Raw genomic sequence first — 16,126 nt, forward strand, 5'->3', positions numbered from 1 at the left:
TAGTATGTGGAGTATCGGTCAGTGTTCGACGGCGATCCTGGATGCACATCAGTCTGCAAATCAACAATGTCGACGCCTTGCCTGCGGGCATCTCGGCTGGCTACGCGGCGCGGGATCGCAGCTTCGAGATCGGTCGCGATGCCTGTGACTGGACCCTCTCGGACCCCGACAAATTCATATCGGGCCGGCATTGCGAGATCCGCTACGAGGCAGGCGCGTTCTGGCTGCACGACGTCTCGCGCAACGGGACCTACATCAACGGATCAAACGAGCGCATGATCGGCCTGCATCGGCTGGTCAACGGCGACCGGATGCTGATCGGCCGCTATGTCGTCTTCGTGTCGATCGACGAGGAGCGCGCCGCGACGGGTCATCCCAGCCATGGTTCGACGCAGCGGGAAATGCCGGGGGCGACAAGCCGGTCGCTGGAATTCGGAGACGGGCCGTTCTTCGATCCCACGGAGCAACGGTCCGGGCAGCGGGGTGCAGCGTCGACGTTCCCGTCGCAACCGCCCCTGCTATCGACCAAGGATGAAGTGCTGCGGGCAATCGCGATCGGAGCGGGCATCTCGCCGGAACTGCTGCAGTCGCGCGATCCGCATGAAGTTGCCGCCGAAATCGGCGCGGTGCTGCGCACGGTGGTCGAGGAACTGACCTTGCTGCTGAAGGCGCGCGCGGCAGCGAAAATGCTGGCCAAGAGCACGCAGCGAACGATGATCAGCGCCGCCGACAACAACCCGCTGAAATTCGTTCCGGGAACTGACGATATCCTCGAGATCATGTTCGCACGGCGCCGGGCCGGCTATCTCGATGCCAGGCGCAGCATCGAAGATGCCTTCCGCGATCTCAAGACGCACGAATTCGCCACCTATGCCGCCATGCAGGCGGCGCTGTCGCGGCTGCTTGACGACCTGTCTCCCGAAGCGATCGGAAGAAAGCTTCCGCCGACGTCGTTCTCGTCGAAAAAGAGCCAGGCCTGGGATGCTTTTGTCGCGACCTGGCGGACCATGGAGGAAGCCCACGAGAACGGCATGCTGGACATATTCCTGGCCTATTTCAGCGAAGCCTATGCCAAGGCCGACAAGCAGAAATAGGCGCTTCAGGGAAGCCGACGAAGATACCTCTTCGGCGCGCAGTATCCGGTTCCAATCAAGAGTTTCCGGGATTACGATCGCATACGACAATTCGCCAAGCGAGTAAGGCTGATCGACCTGGGGGTCTGGGCAAATGTCATCTTACGGCGGGATAGTATCGAGTAGCCGACCGTCCTCAAGACACTGCCCTGACCGGCAGGGCCTGCCGTTGCTTTACCTGACCGCGAACCGCTCTGCGCCTGTCCGGCGAGATCGCGGGCGCCATGCGCGGACGGACGATCGACGATGAGCTCGAAGGACGATCCTTTCGGCCCGGCGGGCAAGACCGTCATTCGCGCCACGCCACGGCGTGAACGAAAGCCGGCGTCCGTCTCTGAGGAGTCCGTCGCCGATGGCGGACAACCCTCGCCGATCAAGGGATCGACCGTGTTCGATCCCGGCATCGGCCGGCATACACCGCCGGGTTGGACATCCGGGACCGTGCTTTATCAGGGAACTTCTTCCGCGGCGGCGCGGACGTCGGCTGTGCGGCAGGAGGCTCTGCTCAATGTCACCGACAGTGTCCGATATTCCGCGGCAAACCCGACCCTTGCCGCGGCCGCACCGTTGCTGATGCTGTTCGGCCAGTTCAGGCTTGTCCCTGTCGAGAGACAAGCGGGGCCGCTGGCCGAACATGTCACTGAGGCGATCGACAAGTTTGACAGAGCACTGGAGAAAGCAGGTGTTGCCGAAGAGGATGCGCGGATTGCGAGATTTGTCCTCTGCGAAACAGCCGATGATCTCATCGGCAACCTGCCTTGGCCACGCAAGGACGCCTGGGCGCAGCACAGCATGCTTTCGCAATTCTTCCACGTCGAGCCTAACGGGACAGGCTTTTTCGAAGCGCTGAACAAGATCCTGGCCAGCCCGGAGGCGCACTACGATCTGCTCGAATTGATGTATGTCTGTCTGTCGCTGGGGTATGAGGGCCAATATCGAGACCTGACGCGCGAAGACACCAATCTCGAACGCGTTCGGCGCGACGTCTACGAAACGCTTCGCTATTTCAAACCTCGCGCCGACGAGGACATTTCGCCCCGCTGGCAGGGCCTGGCGGCGGTGATGACGCAGTCTTCGACACGCCTGCCGCTCTGGGTCGTCGCGGCAGCGGCGTCGGCACTGCTGACGGCGGCGTTCTTCACGTTACGGGTCTTCATCACCAATGAAGGCGATGCCACCGCTGGCGAGTTGCTGGCCCTCAACCCATCGACACCGATCGCCATCGAGCGCGCCAGCGTGGCGCCGTTGGCGGAAACGGTGAAAGTCACCCCTCCCGCCGCCACAGCCACGCAGATCGACCGCATCCGCTCGGCACTGGCCAAGGACGTCGAAGCCGGCGGGCTGACCGTCGGCACGAAGGGCAACTTCATCGTCGTTGAAATCAACAATCTCGTGCTGTTCCAGTCCGGCCGGGCCGAGGCAAAACCAGAGTTCCAGTCCATAGCCGCTGATATCGCCGCCGCCCTGGAACTCGAGCGCGGGCCGATCAGGATCGTCGGCCATACGGACAATGTGAAGCCGCGAAAATCGAGCCCGTTCAAGTCCAACTTCGATCTCTCCGTCGCCCGGGCGAAGGCCGTCGAAACAATCATGGCACCGAAGTTCAGCGATCCCTCGCGACTGACCGTCGACGGCAAGGGCGAGGACGAGCCGATCGCCGACAATGCGACGCCGGAAGGCCGCGCCAGGAACCGCCGTGTCGATGTGATGATCGCCAAGGAGGAAACATTGTGAGCACGGCCGGTTGGAAGCGCCGATGACGCGTTGGCTGCTGCGGATATTCAGCATGATCGCGCTGGCCGGTTTTTCGGCGGCAGTGTGGTTTGCCGGACCTTTGGTCCGCTTCGCCGACAGCCGTCCTCTCGGGCCAGCGTGGCTGCGCGCGACAATCATCTGCGTGATCGTGGCAGCCCTGGCGCTCTTCTATGGATTGCGTTTCCGGCGGATGCGCAAGGTGCAAAAGGCGCTGGAGACGGCCGTTGCCCGCAACGACGACAGGGATGACGATTCGCCGATGCTCGAGACGCGAATGAACGAGGCGATCGCCGCGCTCAAACGGTCGAGCGGCAAGCGCAACTTCCTCTATGAAATCCCTTGGTACATCATCATCGGTCCGCCCGGGGCAGGCAAGACAACGGCACTGGTCAATTCGGGCCTGAATTTTCCGCTGGCCGGTTCGGGTGATGCCCAGCCGGTCGCCGGCGTTGGCGGAACACGCGCCTGCGACTGGTGGTTTACCGACCAGGCCGTGCTGATCGACACCGCCGGGCGCTACACGACGCAGGAATCCAATGCTCAGAGCGACAGCAAGAGCTGGCTCGCTTTCCTGTCGCTGCTCAAGAAATACCGCCCACGGCAACCGATAAACGGCGTCATCCTGGCGATCAGCCTTGCCGATCTCATCGGCCTCGACGATCAGCAGCTTGACGCTCACGTCGTCGAGATACGCAGCCGTCTGCGGGAAATCCACGAGACGTTGAAAATCCAGTTTCCGGTGTACCTGCTGTTCACCAAGGCCGACCTGGTTTCCGGGTTCATGGATTACTTCGGCGGCTTCGACGAGCCCCGCCGACGCAAGGTCTGGGGTGCGACATTCCAGACCACGGATCGCAACAAGAATATGGCCGCCGAGGCTCCGGCCGAATTCGATGCACTGGCAAGACGCCTGGTGGAGGAGATGCCCGACCGCCTTCAGGAAGAGGCTGATCCGGTCGCGCGCATATCCGCCTTTGGCTTTCCGGCGCAGTTTGGCGCGCTGAAGGAGCGAATTGCGAATTTCATCGCCAGCCTGTTCGATCCGACCCGCAGCCAGGTGAATGTCAGCCTGCGTGGACTCTATTTCTCTTCGGGCACGCAAGAGGGAACACCAATCGATCAGGTGTTGGGCGCGATCGGCCGCAGTTTCGGCAGCAATTCCCGCGCCCATCTTTCCGGAAGCGGCAAAAGCTTCTTTTTGTACGATCTGCTGACGGACGTCATTTTTGCCGAATCCGGATGGGTTTCGTATGACAAATCAGCCGTAAGACGTGCGGCGATCGCCAGATTCGGCGGCCTTGGCGCCATCGCGTTGATCGCCGCGACCGCCCTCGGCACCCTGGCCCTGAGCTTCACAGCCAACAGGTCGTTGATCGCCTCCACCAGGCAGGCCATGAGCCAGTATCGCCAGGCGGCGGACGCGCTGCTCAAAAGCACCGAGGTCACCGATGTCGACCTCGAAAACGTCATTGGTCCGCTCGACCAGTTGCGCAATCTGCCGGCTGGGTTCGAAACCGGCGACGCGCCGACACCGATCGAGGAGACGTTCGGCCTCAGCCAGCGGGAGAGACTTCTTTCGGCATCCAAGACGGCTTACCGGCAAGCGCTGGAACGAATGTTCCGATCGCGCCTGCTGATCCAGGCCGAGCGGACGATCCAGGCCAGGATGGCCGATCCCGCCGCGCTCTACGAACCGTTGAAGATCTACCTAATGCTTGGCGGCAAAGCGCCGAAGGTCGACGACGCGTTGATCGTCTCCTGGATGAAGCAGGATTGGGAGCAGAACCGGTATCCCGGTGAAAACAACCGCGAAGGGCGCGAGCAGCTCGAAAAGCATTTGCGGGCCATGCTTGCTCTGGACGACGCCTATGATCCGGTTTTCGAACTCAACCAGCCGCTCATCGAAGCCGCTCAGCGCTCGCTCGGGCGCATGAGCCTTGCCGACCGCGCCTCCGCATTGATCAAGTCCGCGATTTATTCGGCAGCGCTGGATGATTTTTCCGTTTCCCTCAAAGGCGGCCCGGAAGCGCAGCTGCTGTTCGAGCGTGTCGATGGCGGCGATCTGTCGGGCCTGCGTGTTCCCGGCCTCTATAGCTGGAACGGCTTCAACCATTTTTATCTCGGACAGCTCTCACACATTGCGCAGATGCTCGTCGACGACCAATGGGTGCTTGGCGGCGGCGGTGAGCAAGGCGGCATCGATCAGGAGTTGCTCAAGCTCGGCCCCGAACTTCTCGATCGTTACGGCAAGGAGTTCGCACTAGCGTGGAACAGTGTTCTCGACGGGTTGAAATTCAAAGCGATGCTGAAGGACAAGCCGCACTATGTCGTGCTTTCCGCCGTCGCCTCGCCCACCTCGCCGATCGAACAGCTGTTTACGGCGATCGCCGACGAAACAGCGCTGACGGGCGACGCTGCTTCCGGCCAAGACACGAGCACCGGGGTTGAAGGAGGCACGGTTCAGGGCCAGTCTCCAGACGCAGCAAAGATGGCCAAGGGCCTGGCTCGCATCGGCATACAAATCACCACCGGAAAATCACAAAGCCGTGCCGGCACGGGATCGGCAGCAGCGCAAAACCAGAGCCCCGGGGCCAACATCGAAGCGCAGTTCAGGTCGTTCCAGGCCCTGGTGGGCGGCCCTGCCGGACGCCGCCCGATCGATGCCTTGACCCAGAATTTCCACGACATCTACCAGAGCCTGCAACTGGCGACCGACGTGCCTTCGCAGACGGAGCGCGTCAACGCCAATCTGCAGCTGCAGATCGCCACCCTTCGTGCCAATTCCTCACGACTGCCCAAACCACTCGCCAGAATGGTCAATGCGACGGCGGACGAGTTCGAAGGCAACGTCACGGAGACCTCGGTAGCTAATCTGAACCAGGTGCTTGACCAGACGGTCACCGCTCCGTGCGAGGCGGCCGTCAACGGCCGTTATCCGTTCTCCGGCACTGGCGCCGAGGACATGGCGATGGCGGATTTCGCGAAACTGTTTGCTCCTGGCGGGCTGATGGACCGGTTCTTCGCGCAAAACCTCGCATCGCTGATCGACATGAGCGGTCAGGACTGGAGCTGGAAACAGGATGCGCGCTTCGGCCGCGACCTGTCGAAATCGACACTGAAAAACTTCCAGCTGGCGGCCGAAATCCGTATCGCCTTCTTTCCCCAGGGTGGGTCGGCGCCTTCGGTCAGCATCACCTTCACGCCGTTCTCACTGCATGGCGATGCCGATGCGGCGGTGCTCGATGTCGACGGCCAGACCGTCCAGAGCAACCAGGCGGGCAACGCGCCGAGCACCGTGACGTGGCCGAGCGGAGCGGCTTCCGGATCCGCCAGTCTGAGCCTGACGCCGGAGATGCCAGGGCGCGAATCCAGCATCAAGTTCGAAGGGCCATGGGCGCTGAAGCGGCTCATGGACAAGGCGACCATCACCGGCACCGACAGCAATGTCGAAGCGCGCTTCGTGATCGGCGGGCGCGACGTCACCTATACGGTCCAGACGGGCTCCGGCCCCAACCCCTTCCTGCTTCCGGCACTTTCCGGATTCAGCTGTCCAAAGGCGTTTTGAGATGGACTTCGCGCCGCACAATGCGTTGACACCCAGCATGTGCCTCGGGCGTCCAGACCTTAATTTCGATACTCTAATGTTCGAGCCTGTGGCAAAGTGGCGCGAGCGAGTGCCCGGGAGTGCACCGCAGAGGACGCCTGAGAAGCGCTTGGTGGCAAGTTGAGCGATGTCGCCCTTCCCTTTGAGAGTTTCGGCGTGAGCCACAAAGGCTGTGTGCGCGAGCACAATGAGGACAGCTATCTGCTCGAGCCACGAACCGGCCTTTGGGTGGTGGCCGACGGAATGGGCGGGCATGAGGCCGGAGAGGTCGCTTCGGCCAGCATTGTCGACCATCTGGCCACGATCGGCATCGCAAGCTCCGCGCCGGATCTGCGGGCGCGCTTCGAGGACAGGCTGAGCCGAGCCAATGCCGAGATCCGCGGCATATCGGAGTCTCGCGGCATAACCATCGGTTCCACGGTCGCCGCCCTGTTGGCGATGGACGGGCGGTTTGCCTGCCTATGGGCCGGCGACAGCCGGATCTATCTGATCCGCAACGCTTCGATCTCGCAGATTTCGAAAGACCACACCGAAGTGCAGGAACTCCTCGATCGAGGCATGATCAGTGCGGCCGAGGCGCTCACCTGGCCACGCCGCAATGTCATCACCCATGCGGTCGGTGTCAGCGACGAATTCGTCATCGATTTCCAACAAGGCGAACTGATGCCGGGGGACATTTTTGTGTTGAGCACCGACGGGCTGACGGCGCATGTCACCGACGCGGAGATAGAGGCCGCCGTCGTATCGGCAACACCTCGGGCCGCGTGTGAAAATCTGTTGGAAACCGTGCTGACGCGGGGCGGAACGGACAATGTCACCATTGTGCTGGTGAAGATCAAGAAAGGACGCGACGGACAACCGCTTCGCCCTGATTTGTCCGGAGCGGAGGGCCGAGGCCGATGAGCGCCGACGACAAGACGCGAATATCGCCGCAGGTGGCCAATACCGCCGTAGGCACGCAGCTCAGCGGCATCTATGAACTTGACGAGCGGATCGCGTTCGGTGGCATGGGCGAGGTCTACCGTGGCCACAACATCCAGACCGGAGACCACGTCGCGATCAAGATCGTCCTGCCCGAGTTTGCCCGTGACCAGACGATCTTGTCCTTGTTCCGCAAGGAGGCCTCGATCCTCAACCATTTGTCGCATGATGCGGTCGTGCGATACCACGTCTTCACCATCGACCCCGGGATCGGCCGCCCCTACCTTGCCATGGAATTCGTCGACGGCGAGTCGCTGTACGACATCATGCGACGTGGTCCTATGCCGGCGGAAGAGGTTCGCAAGCTCTGTCATCGCCTCGCATCCGGATTGAGCGCTGTGCATCAAGCGGGAGCAATCCATCGTGACCTCTCGCCGGACAACATCATCCTGCCGGGGGGCCGGGTCGACCGCGCAAAGATCATCGATTTCGGCATCGCGCGATCAGCGACGGTGGGTGGGGAGACGCTGATCGGCGGAAAGTTCGCGGGAAAATACAACTACGTTTCACCCGAACAGCTCGGGCTGTTCAGCGGCGACGTCAGCGAGCAGTCCGACATCTACAGCCTTGGGCTGGTGCTGGCTGCCGCTCTGCGCGGCAAGCCGATCGACATGAGCGGATCGCAATTCGAGATCATCGAAAAGCGCCGGGCCGTGCCTGATCTTTCCGACATCGACGACGATTTTCGCGGCATGGTTGAAGCCATGCTGCAGCCGGATCCGCAAGACCGGCCGGCCAGCATGGCTGATATCGCCAGGATGACGCGTGGCGAAGACGAAGGAACAACGCCGCCGACGTCCTTCACACCCCGCAACCGGCCGGCTTTGCCGCCTGCCGGGCAAACCCTTGCTCCTGATCCCAAGGGCCAGCCCCAGCCATCCAATGTCGCGGCACACAACGCGCCGATGGCAGCCGGCCTGGGCGAGCAGCGCTTCGTCCCGCATGTCCGGCCCGCGCTTTTGTCCGAACCGCGGCTTTCGCCGGTCGCCGGCCCTCCTCGCGCGGTCACTGCGGGTCTGCCCGGAAAATCCACGAAGACCCGAACCGTTGCGCTCGCTGCTTTGGCGACGCTGGCTGTCGTCTCAGGCGCGGGCCTGTATCTGAGCGGCTTCATGACGCCGGCAACGCCGACGGCCGGCAAGACATCGCTTTCCGCGGCCGAACCATCAAAGCCTGCAGCGGAAACGTCAAAGCCGATCCCGGCGGACAAAGTCGCGAACGCCCCGGAGCCGGCAAAGCCGGTTCCGCCAGCGCAGCCGGAAGCCAACGTAGCGCCGGCCGAAAATCAGCCCGCCGAAGCCCGCTCGCCGGCCGAGGAACCCCCGAAGCCGCCGGCAATGGAAGCGCAACCGCAAACAGAGGCGAGCGCGCCGCCGGCTGAAAGCCAGGCAGATGCAAAGCCGGTGCAAGCGCCCGAGCCAGCGAAGCCCATTGCTCCCCCGCAAACCCAGGCCCCCTTGAAGCCTTCTGCAACGGACGCGCAGCCTTCGGAAAAGACAGCGCCGGCAACCCAGCCGGATACGATGGCCAGCAACAATCAAACGTCGGCTCCGGCACCTGAGACTACAGCTCCAACCCCGCCAGCCGAGAAGGTCTCAACGCCACCGCTGACCCAGCCGAAGACTGTGGAGGCCCCAAAGCCCGAGCCGCAGATCAACCAGCCGGCGGTGCCCGAGGCGACCGTACCAACGCCCTCTGCGAGCCAGGCGGATGCCGCGAACGCCGAGGGCCAAAACGCCTCGTCACCGCCAGCCAAACAGCCGGACCAGGCCGTCGTCGCCTTGAACGTCCCCAAACCGGCGATACCCCCGGTCGTCGACGACATCGCGCAACGAGTCTCCTGGGTTCGCGACTTCGGCGGCGGCGACTGTTTCTACGCCAACATGACATCGTCAACCGACAAGGCCGCCGCGATCGAAGGTTTTGGTACGGCGGTCCAGCCATTCGAACGGATGCTGGGTGATTTCCAGGCAAAATTCCATGTCGAGCCGGACATCAGCGTCCGCCTCATTGAGCCGAGCCAATGCGAAGTCACCAACTTTCTGCGCTTTCTGGGGCAGGCCGCGGCCGACAAGCCGCAGCTTGTTCTCGACCGGACATCGGTGCCGAACGGTACGCCGATCGGCGGCACGCTGGTGACGCGCGGCGGGCTGATTTCCAGCGTGCTGCTGATCGATCACAAGGGCATGGTGTTCAATCTCGATGACCGTATCGTCGTACAATCGGACAAGGCTACCTTCAGCATCCCGATCGGTCTCGGCGCCGCCGACAAGGCCGCCGGAAAAGCAGTGCCGCAGATCATAATGGTGATCACGGGTCCTCAGGATATTCAGGCGGCTGCGTTCTCCACGCCGACGCCGGCCTCGGTGCTGCTGCCCAAAATTCTCGAAGAGATCGAAACCGACGGATCGCAATTTTCAGCCACTGCCAAGTACTTTCGGCTCGGCGGATAGCATGGGCGCCCGATGGAACTCCGCCGCGCGTGTTTGCCTCACTCGTCTGCCGACCTGCCCGTAAGGCAGCGCGATCCAGCTCGAGCCCTGCTCGCCCTGACAGGCCGGATGAAACTTGCCGTCATGGCGGGAGCGGCATTGCTGGCCGTGCTGGCGTCCAGCGAAGCACACGCCGAATTCACGGTCTGCAACCAGACACTCGACGTCGTCAATCTCGCCGTCGGCCAGAAGGTCGACAATGCGGACCAGACCGACGGCTGGTGGACTATCGGCGCAAATCAATGCGTGAACGTCATCCGCGAGGAACTGACAAACCGCTACATCTACGTCTACGCGACAGACGTCTTTGGCCATGCGATCCTGACCGGGTCGACCGAGATGTGCATCGAGCGGCGGCGTTTTTCGATCCGCGGCATCGACGAATGCTGGCAGCGCGGCCATATCGCGGCGCAATTTCTCGAGGTGGATACGCTTGAACAGGTCCGGTGGACATTCTTTCTGACCGGAAACAGCCCGTGACGCACAGTATCGACACGAGCTTCAGGCAGAAGAAGCAGGCGCGCCTTGCGCTTCGCAGACGCAAGCTCTGGCGCCGGCTGCTTGCCGGTCTTGCCGCGATTGTCGTGCTGTCGATCGCCGCGGGCTTCTACCTTACCGCGGACTATTGGTCGTTCGGCGACGAAGACGAAGAACTTCACGCGGTCGAAGGGGTGGACGACGTGCCGGCCGATGCATCGGTCTATGTGCCTGCCATCATCGACCTTGCCGGGGACCCGATGTGGATTACCCTTGCCCCCGACGCCGCCACGCCGAAGGGCCATTCGATCGCGAGACCGACGGATCTCGATCAGGCCGGGGTTTCGCCGCAGATCGAAATCCTGTCGGATGTGATGCTCAGCGCCAGCGAAAAATTCATGACGACGATACCGTCGACACAGGAGGACTTCGCATTCTTCCAGGCGCAACGGCAGACCGCCCCGCCACCGTCCAACGATCTGCAGGACGATCTTCAACCACCGGCGGGGGACCTGCAGAACGATCTACAGCCCACTCCTGCTCCCAACGAGGCTCCGGCTGCTGCAGGGCAGCAGATGGGCACCGACGATCCCGAAGCCGGCTGGGGTGAAACAATCGATGCCGGCGAGGCAGCCCTGCCCGCATTCCAGAAGACACAGATCGAAAACAACACGAGTGTGGCCACCGTCACGAATGAGTATCAGCGGTTCGAGGCGACCGAAGACACGTTCGTCAAAATCCTCAACGACCGCAGCCTGGACAGTGTTGCACTCGATGCGCATTTCTCCGCCGAGGACGCCAAGCTGGCGGACGAAGCCCTGAAGGCGCTTTTCAACCGGGAAGGCCTGGAACCCGGTTATGTCGTCGCCATGCGCGGTTTCAGGCCGACGCGTGAGACGACAACAATGTCGCTCATGCAGGTGTCGATCTACGCCAAGAACGTCTTTGTCGGCACGCTGACGCGCAACGCAGCGGGCGCATTCGTATCGGGGGTAGATCCCTGGGTCCGCGAAGATCTGTTCAACTACTCCGGTGCACCGGAGGAAGGCACGCACAAAAGGCAGTACCGCCTGCTCGACGCAATCTATTCGACGGCGGCGCGCAACAAAGTTCCGACCGGCGTGATCGGCGAAGCGATCATGTACCTGTCGAGAGGACAGGATCTGGACGCCTTCGCCAGCGAGGACCAGCGCCTTGTCCTGATCTATTCGCAAACGCCGCGCGGCAAGAGCGAGACCGACGGACGCGTTCTGTATGTGGGTGTGCAGGGTACTGAAAAGAACCTCGAATGCTTCGTCTTCCAGCAGAGTGACGGTCAGTTTGCATGCGTTACCGGCGATGATCAGGTTCGCTCGCTGACGGTCACCAACGGCATGGTCACGCCGGTCAACGGGGTCATGACGTCCACCTTCGGTCCACGCAAGCACCCAATTCTGGGCGTGGTTCGCATTCACAAGGGCGTCGATTGGGCGGCCCCCGTGGGTACGCCGATCGCAGCCGCCTTCGACGGCGAGATCACCTTCCAGGGCGATGGCGGCGGTTACGGCAATTTGGTGAAGATTGCGCATCCCAACGGACGCGAGACGCGCTACGCGCATATGCAGAAATTCGCGATCGCAAGCGGTGTCGGCACAAAGGTGAAGGCCGGTGACATCATCGGCTATATCGGCACCACCGGCCTCTCGACCGGGCCGCATCTGCATTTCGAACTCTATCAGAATGGCGAGGCGATCGATCCGCTGGGCACGGTGACCGCCGCGGTCGCCACCTATGATACTGGCAATTCTGGCAAATCCGGCGATGTCGCCGTCGAAACGCTGACCGATCGGATCGTTCATGTCGAAAGCGGCGGCAGCGCCCGCGCCAAGAACCCGAATTCGTCGGCAACCGGGGCCGGCCAGTTCATAACCAAGACCTGGATCCGGATGATGAACACCTACCGCCCTGAACTGGCACGAACGCTATCGACGGCCGACCTGCTCGCTCTGCGCTACGACGCCACGATCTCACGCGAGATGGTGCGAAATCTGGCGCGGGAAGGCGAAGCCTATCTTCGCGCACGCGGTCACCAGATCACAGCCGGCCGGCTCTATCTCTGCCATTTCCTGGGCATGGAAGGCGCGCATCAAGTGCTGTCGGCGTCGGGTTCGGCGCAATTGAGCGCCGTGCTCGGTTCCGCCGTCATTCAAGCCAACCCCTTTCTCACGGCCAAGACCGCCGGCTATGTCGTGGACTGGGCAGAAAGGAAAATGGGCCAAAAGGTTGCTCGGAGGGCAACTGACGCCAGCCCGCAGACAACGACAACGGAGATCCGCCAGACATCGCCGGAGTTCGAGAAATACAAGCAGGCCGTCATCGCCCTCATAATCTCGATTCAGAATACGCTTTGAACCTGCCCGCCATGGCGTCAGTCGCTCGGACTATTGGTGTTCCTGCTGCCAAGTGTTACTATAGCTAACTTTTTTCGGGCCGTTGTGAACCAAAATTGTGGTTAAGATCACATATGCCCAAGAGCCATCTTTTTGGCGCAGCGACTCTGTCGCTGATGAAATTTAGCATGCGCAGACATCAACAGTGCGCCCAGACGGGCGGAGGGCTGGTCTATGAAAGCGTTCGCAATCTTTCTGAGCGGGATTTTCCTGTTTTTCCTTACCGCCTTCGGCGCCGAGGCTGCCGTGCCTGAGGCCAAACGCGTCGCACTGGTGATCGGCAACAGCAAATATGTCCATGCGATTACCTTGCCCAACCCCGCCAACGATGCCCACCTCATCGCATCGACGCTGCGCAATGCCGGCTTCGAGGTGATCGAAGGGGTCGACCAGGACAATGCCGGCATGCACAGCCTCATCAGCCGGTTCACCGAACAATCCTACGACGCCGACTTCGCGGTCATTTTCTATGCCGGTCACGGCATGCAGGTCGACGGCAAGAATTTCCTTATTCCGGTCGACGCCGAGTTGACGTCGCCCGCCTATCTCAAGACACGCACCGTTCAGATCGACGAGTTCATGGCGGCGTTGCCATCCGACCCGGCGGTTGGCGTCCTCATCCTCGATGCCTGTCGCGACAATCCACTCGCCAGGACGCTGGCCGCATCGTTACCGAAGTCGCGCTCTTTGGGATCCGGCCTGGCGCCTATCGAAGCAAAATCAGAGGGCGTTGGAACGGGTGGCATCCTGATTGCGTATGCCACAGATCCGGGCGCCATCGCTTTTGACGGCAACGGCGTCAACAGCCCCTACTCCACCGCACTCGCCAGGCACCTGACCGAACCCGGCGTCGAGATCCAGAGCGCGCTGACGCGGGTGCGCGGCGAAGTGAGCGAGGCCACCCAAGGTCGCCAGCGGCCATGGCACAACGCGTCGCTGGGGCGCGAGGTGTTCATTGGAAACCCCGTCGCGGCGGCGGCGCCTGCCGTAAAACCAGTGGCCGACGCATCGAACGCCGCAGCGACATCCGCTCCTGCTCCTGTCGCCAGCGATCCTCCGTCGTGGGAAGTCGAGCAGCGGCTCTGGGATGAAGCCTCCAAGCGCAACTCGGTGCCGTTTTACGAGGCTTATCTCGAGCAGTTTCCAAACGGCCGCTTCGCCACGGTGGCGCGGCTGAACATCGACGAATTGAATGACCCAAAAGCCCGGAATCGGCAGGTCGCGGCACTCGATACGGACCAGGCGAACGCCAGTTCCGGCTCCGCGGTGCGCACCTCGGTCGGCGTCCCGGACGAGGTGAAGCAGACACCGGGCACCGACTTGACGGAAAGTGCCATTGGCCTTGACCGCCAGGGTCGCATCGACCTGCAATTGCGCATCGAAGCGTTGGGCAACGAGCTTGGCCGCGTCGACGGAAACATTGGCCCACAGACCCGTCAGGCGATCGGTGTCTGGCAAGCGGAGAACGGCCTGCCGCAGACCACCTATCTGACACGCGAGCAACTTGCATTCCTCGTGATCCAGACTGATCCTATGATGGAAACCGTGCGCGCCAGATATGCTGCCGATCAGGCCCGTGCGACCCAGCCGAAAAAACAGGTGGTAAAGAAGGTCCGCACGCAGAGACCGGTGGCACAGAAACCCCGCAAACAACAGCAGGTCGTTCAGAAGCGGCGCAACCGGGACACCGTGGTGCGGCAGGATGATGATCTTCCGCCGCCCCGGGATAACAACGACTTCCTCACCAAAGCGCTGATCTTCGGCACCGGTGTGGCTGTGGGTGGCGTGCTCAAACCGTGACGGCAGCGCGCGCTATTGCGTCTTTATCCGCATTTCCACACGTCGGTTGGCCGGATCGTACGGGTTGGGGCTGCGCGGATTCTTTTCGCCCATGCCGATCGGGTTGATGCGGGCGGCCTCGACACCATTGGCCGTCAGGAAGGCTGCCACCGATTGCGCTCGCCGTTGCGACAGGCCCTCGTTGTAGTGGACCGTGCCGGTGGCGTCGGTGTAGCCTTCGACAACGAAGTTGAATGTGCTCAGCCGCCTGTCCTTCAAGGCCTTGGCGAACTCGTCGAGTTCACTGCGCGCTGTCTGGTCGAGTTCGGCCGAGTCCAACCCGAAATTGATCAGCATATCGAGGCTGGATTTTTCGGCCGGCGCGTCTTTTGCCTTGGTCTTGCTCTTGCACTCTTCCTCGGTTCCTACACAAATTCCTCGCGACTTACCGAGGTCGGCGGCGCCGGCAAAAAACTTCACGATGTCTTCTGATTTCTGAACGGGGTCGGCGGAAGCGTGGGTCGAGAAAAACACGACCGCCAACACAAAGGCTGAACTGCCCCACTGCATAGCGGTTACTCCTATTGAGCATCCGATTTCGATGGCATGATCATACCAAACTCCGGGGCAATTGTCTGTCGATAAACGCCAGGGATACGGCAGTGCCGGCAGTTTTTGCAGCGTTACCGGTAGAGACTTGACCCGCGCCGCGCCTGGGGCTTGAGTGGTTAGAGCTTCTCGATGAAAGCGTGGCGGTCATGGCCAATGAGCTTCGATTCAAGACGGCACGGGATCTCTTCATGGCTTGTCCCGGTATTGCCCGGGAGATGAGAACGCTTCCAACCGAACAGCCATCGATCGAGTTTTGCCGCGGCCTGCTCGCCGGGCGCGTTCCCGAGGAGGCGATCACGTTCTGTGCCTACCTGCTCCCCGATCGGGCCGCGGTCTGGTGGGCGCATGAATGCCTGAGCCATCTGAGCGAGCTGCTCGATGGGACGGATCACGAATTGCTCGCCCATGTTCGCGACTGGGTCAGTGAACCGGACAGCCCCCGCCACCGCGCCGCAGTGAGCCAGGCAGAGGCAACGCCGCCGACAACGCCGGGCGCCTGGATTGCCTTGGCGGCAGGATGGCGTGACAATGGTTCTGTTGCTGGCGGATCTGCTGCCGGCGCAGAACCACCATCGGCCTTGCAGCCGTTTCCTGCCGCCCATGCAGTCAATGCTGGTGTTCTGGCCGGACTGGCACGTGTCGCACTCGCGGACCGCTTTGCCGTTCTTTCCGCCTTTGTCGAAATGGGCATCCAGATGGCCGAGATCGAGGCGCCGCGCCAATCGGCGGATGCCTACTAGAGCGTTTCATATTTTGACGGAAGCGTAGCCTGCGTTTTCGAAGTAGTTCTTGCATTCGGCTGCCTCGATGGTTTCGACGAGGTGGCCGATGTGGCGCCACGTGTCCTCGACGGTGCGTTTCTGA

The 16,126-nt window shown here is 62.0% G+C and carries 10 protein-coding genes and 1 pseudogene; 9 read left to right on the forward strand and 2 right to left on the reverse strand.

The genetic code is table 11. The annotated features are described in order from the left end of the window. The first annotated feature begins 41 nt into the window (after positions 1–41). The 8 genes from tagH to EOA13_RS27340 all read left to right on the forward strand — a co-directional run bounded on the left by tagH (position 42) and on the right by EOA13_RS27340 (position 14,671). Positions 42–1,094 (forward strand): type VI secretion system-associated FHA domain protein TagH, encoded by a 1,053-nt coding sequence (tagH, locus tag EOA13_RS27305; RefSeq protein ID WP_127296689.1) that lies wholly within the window; start codon positions 42–44, stop codon positions 1,092–1,094. A 285-nt stretch (positions 1,095–1,379) separates the two neighbouring features. Next, the gene (tssL, locus tag EOA13_RS27310; protein ID WP_127296690.1) at positions 1,380–2,867 is read left to right on the forward strand and encodes a type VI secretion system protein TssL, long form; all 1,488 of its coding nucleotides are present in this window, start codon (positions 1,380–1,382) and stop codon (positions 2,865–2,867) included. A 22-nt stretch (positions 2,868–2,889) separates the two neighbouring features. After that, the gene (gene tssM / locus EOA13_RS27315) at positions 2,890–6,453 is read left to right on the forward strand and encodes a type VI secretion system membrane subunit TssM (protein ID WP_127296691.1); all 3,564 of its coding nucleotides are present in this window, start codon (positions 2,890–2,892) and stop codon (positions 6,451–6,453) included. 159 nt (positions 6,454–6,612) lie between these two features. Continuing rightward, positions 6,613–7,395 carry a protein phosphatase 2C domain-containing protein gene (locus tag EOA13_RS27320; protein ID WP_127296692.1) on the forward strand — a complete coding sequence of 261 codons (783 nt, stop codon included), beginning with the start codon at positions 6,613–6,615 and terminating at the stop codon, positions 7,393–7,395. Continuing rightward, positions 7,392–9,926 (forward strand): serine/threonine-protein kinase, encoded by a 2,535-nt coding sequence (locus tag EOA13_RS27325; protein ID WP_127296693.1) that lies wholly within the window; start codon positions 7,392–7,394, stop codon positions 9,924–9,926. Before EOA13_RS27320 ends, EOA13_RS27325 begins: the two co-directional genes overlap by 4 nt. A 108-nt stretch (positions 9,927–10,034) precedes the next feature. Further along, entirely contained in the window at positions 10,035–10,445 is a 411-nt protein-coding gene (locus EOA13_RS27330; protein ID WP_164780350.1) for a DUF1036 domain-containing protein, read from the forward strand. Further along, positions 10,442–12,832 carry a M23 family metallopeptidase gene (locus EOA13_RS27335; RefSeq protein WP_127296694.1) on the forward strand — a complete coding sequence of 797 codons (2,391 nt, stop codon included), beginning with the start codon at positions 10,442–10,444 and terminating at the stop codon, positions 12,830–12,832. Before EOA13_RS27330 ends, EOA13_RS27335 begins: the two co-directional genes overlap by 4 nt. 213 nt (positions 12,833–13,045) lie before the next feature. Further along, entirely contained in the window at positions 13,046–14,671 is a 1,626-nt protein-coding gene (locus tag EOA13_RS27340; RefSeq protein WP_127296695.1) for a caspase family protein, read from the forward strand. 12 nt (positions 14,672–14,683) lie between these two features. Here EOA13_RS27340 and EOA13_RS27345 read toward each other — a convergent pair whose 3' ends face one another. Further along, positions 14,684–15,220 (reverse strand): OmpA family protein, encoded by a 537-nt coding sequence (locus EOA13_RS27345; protein ID WP_127296696.1) that lies wholly within the window; start codon positions 15,218–15,220, stop codon positions 14,684–14,686. 188 nt (positions 15,221–15,408) lie between these two features. Here EOA13_RS27345 and EOA13_RS27350 point away from each other — a divergent pair, with 188 nt between their 5' ends. Beyond that, complete coding sequence (locus EOA13_RS27350; protein WP_206535321.1) at positions 15,409–16,002, forward strand: hypothetical protein; 594 nt, start codon at positions 15,409–15,411, stop codon at positions 16,000–16,002. 6 nt (positions 16,003–16,008) lie between these two features. On the opposite strand, the pseudogene EOA13_RS38365 reads toward EOA13_RS27350, so the two are convergent. Next, a pseudogene (locus EOA13_RS38365) lies at positions 16,009–16,126 on the reverse strand (IS630 family transposase); the annotation flags it as partial.

The organism is Mesorhizobium sp. M7A.F.Ca.US.011.01.1.1, from assembly GCF_003998295.1.
Taxonomy (GTDB): domain Bacteria; phylum Pseudomonadota; class Alphaproteobacteria; order Rhizobiales; family Rhizobiaceae; genus Mesorhizobium.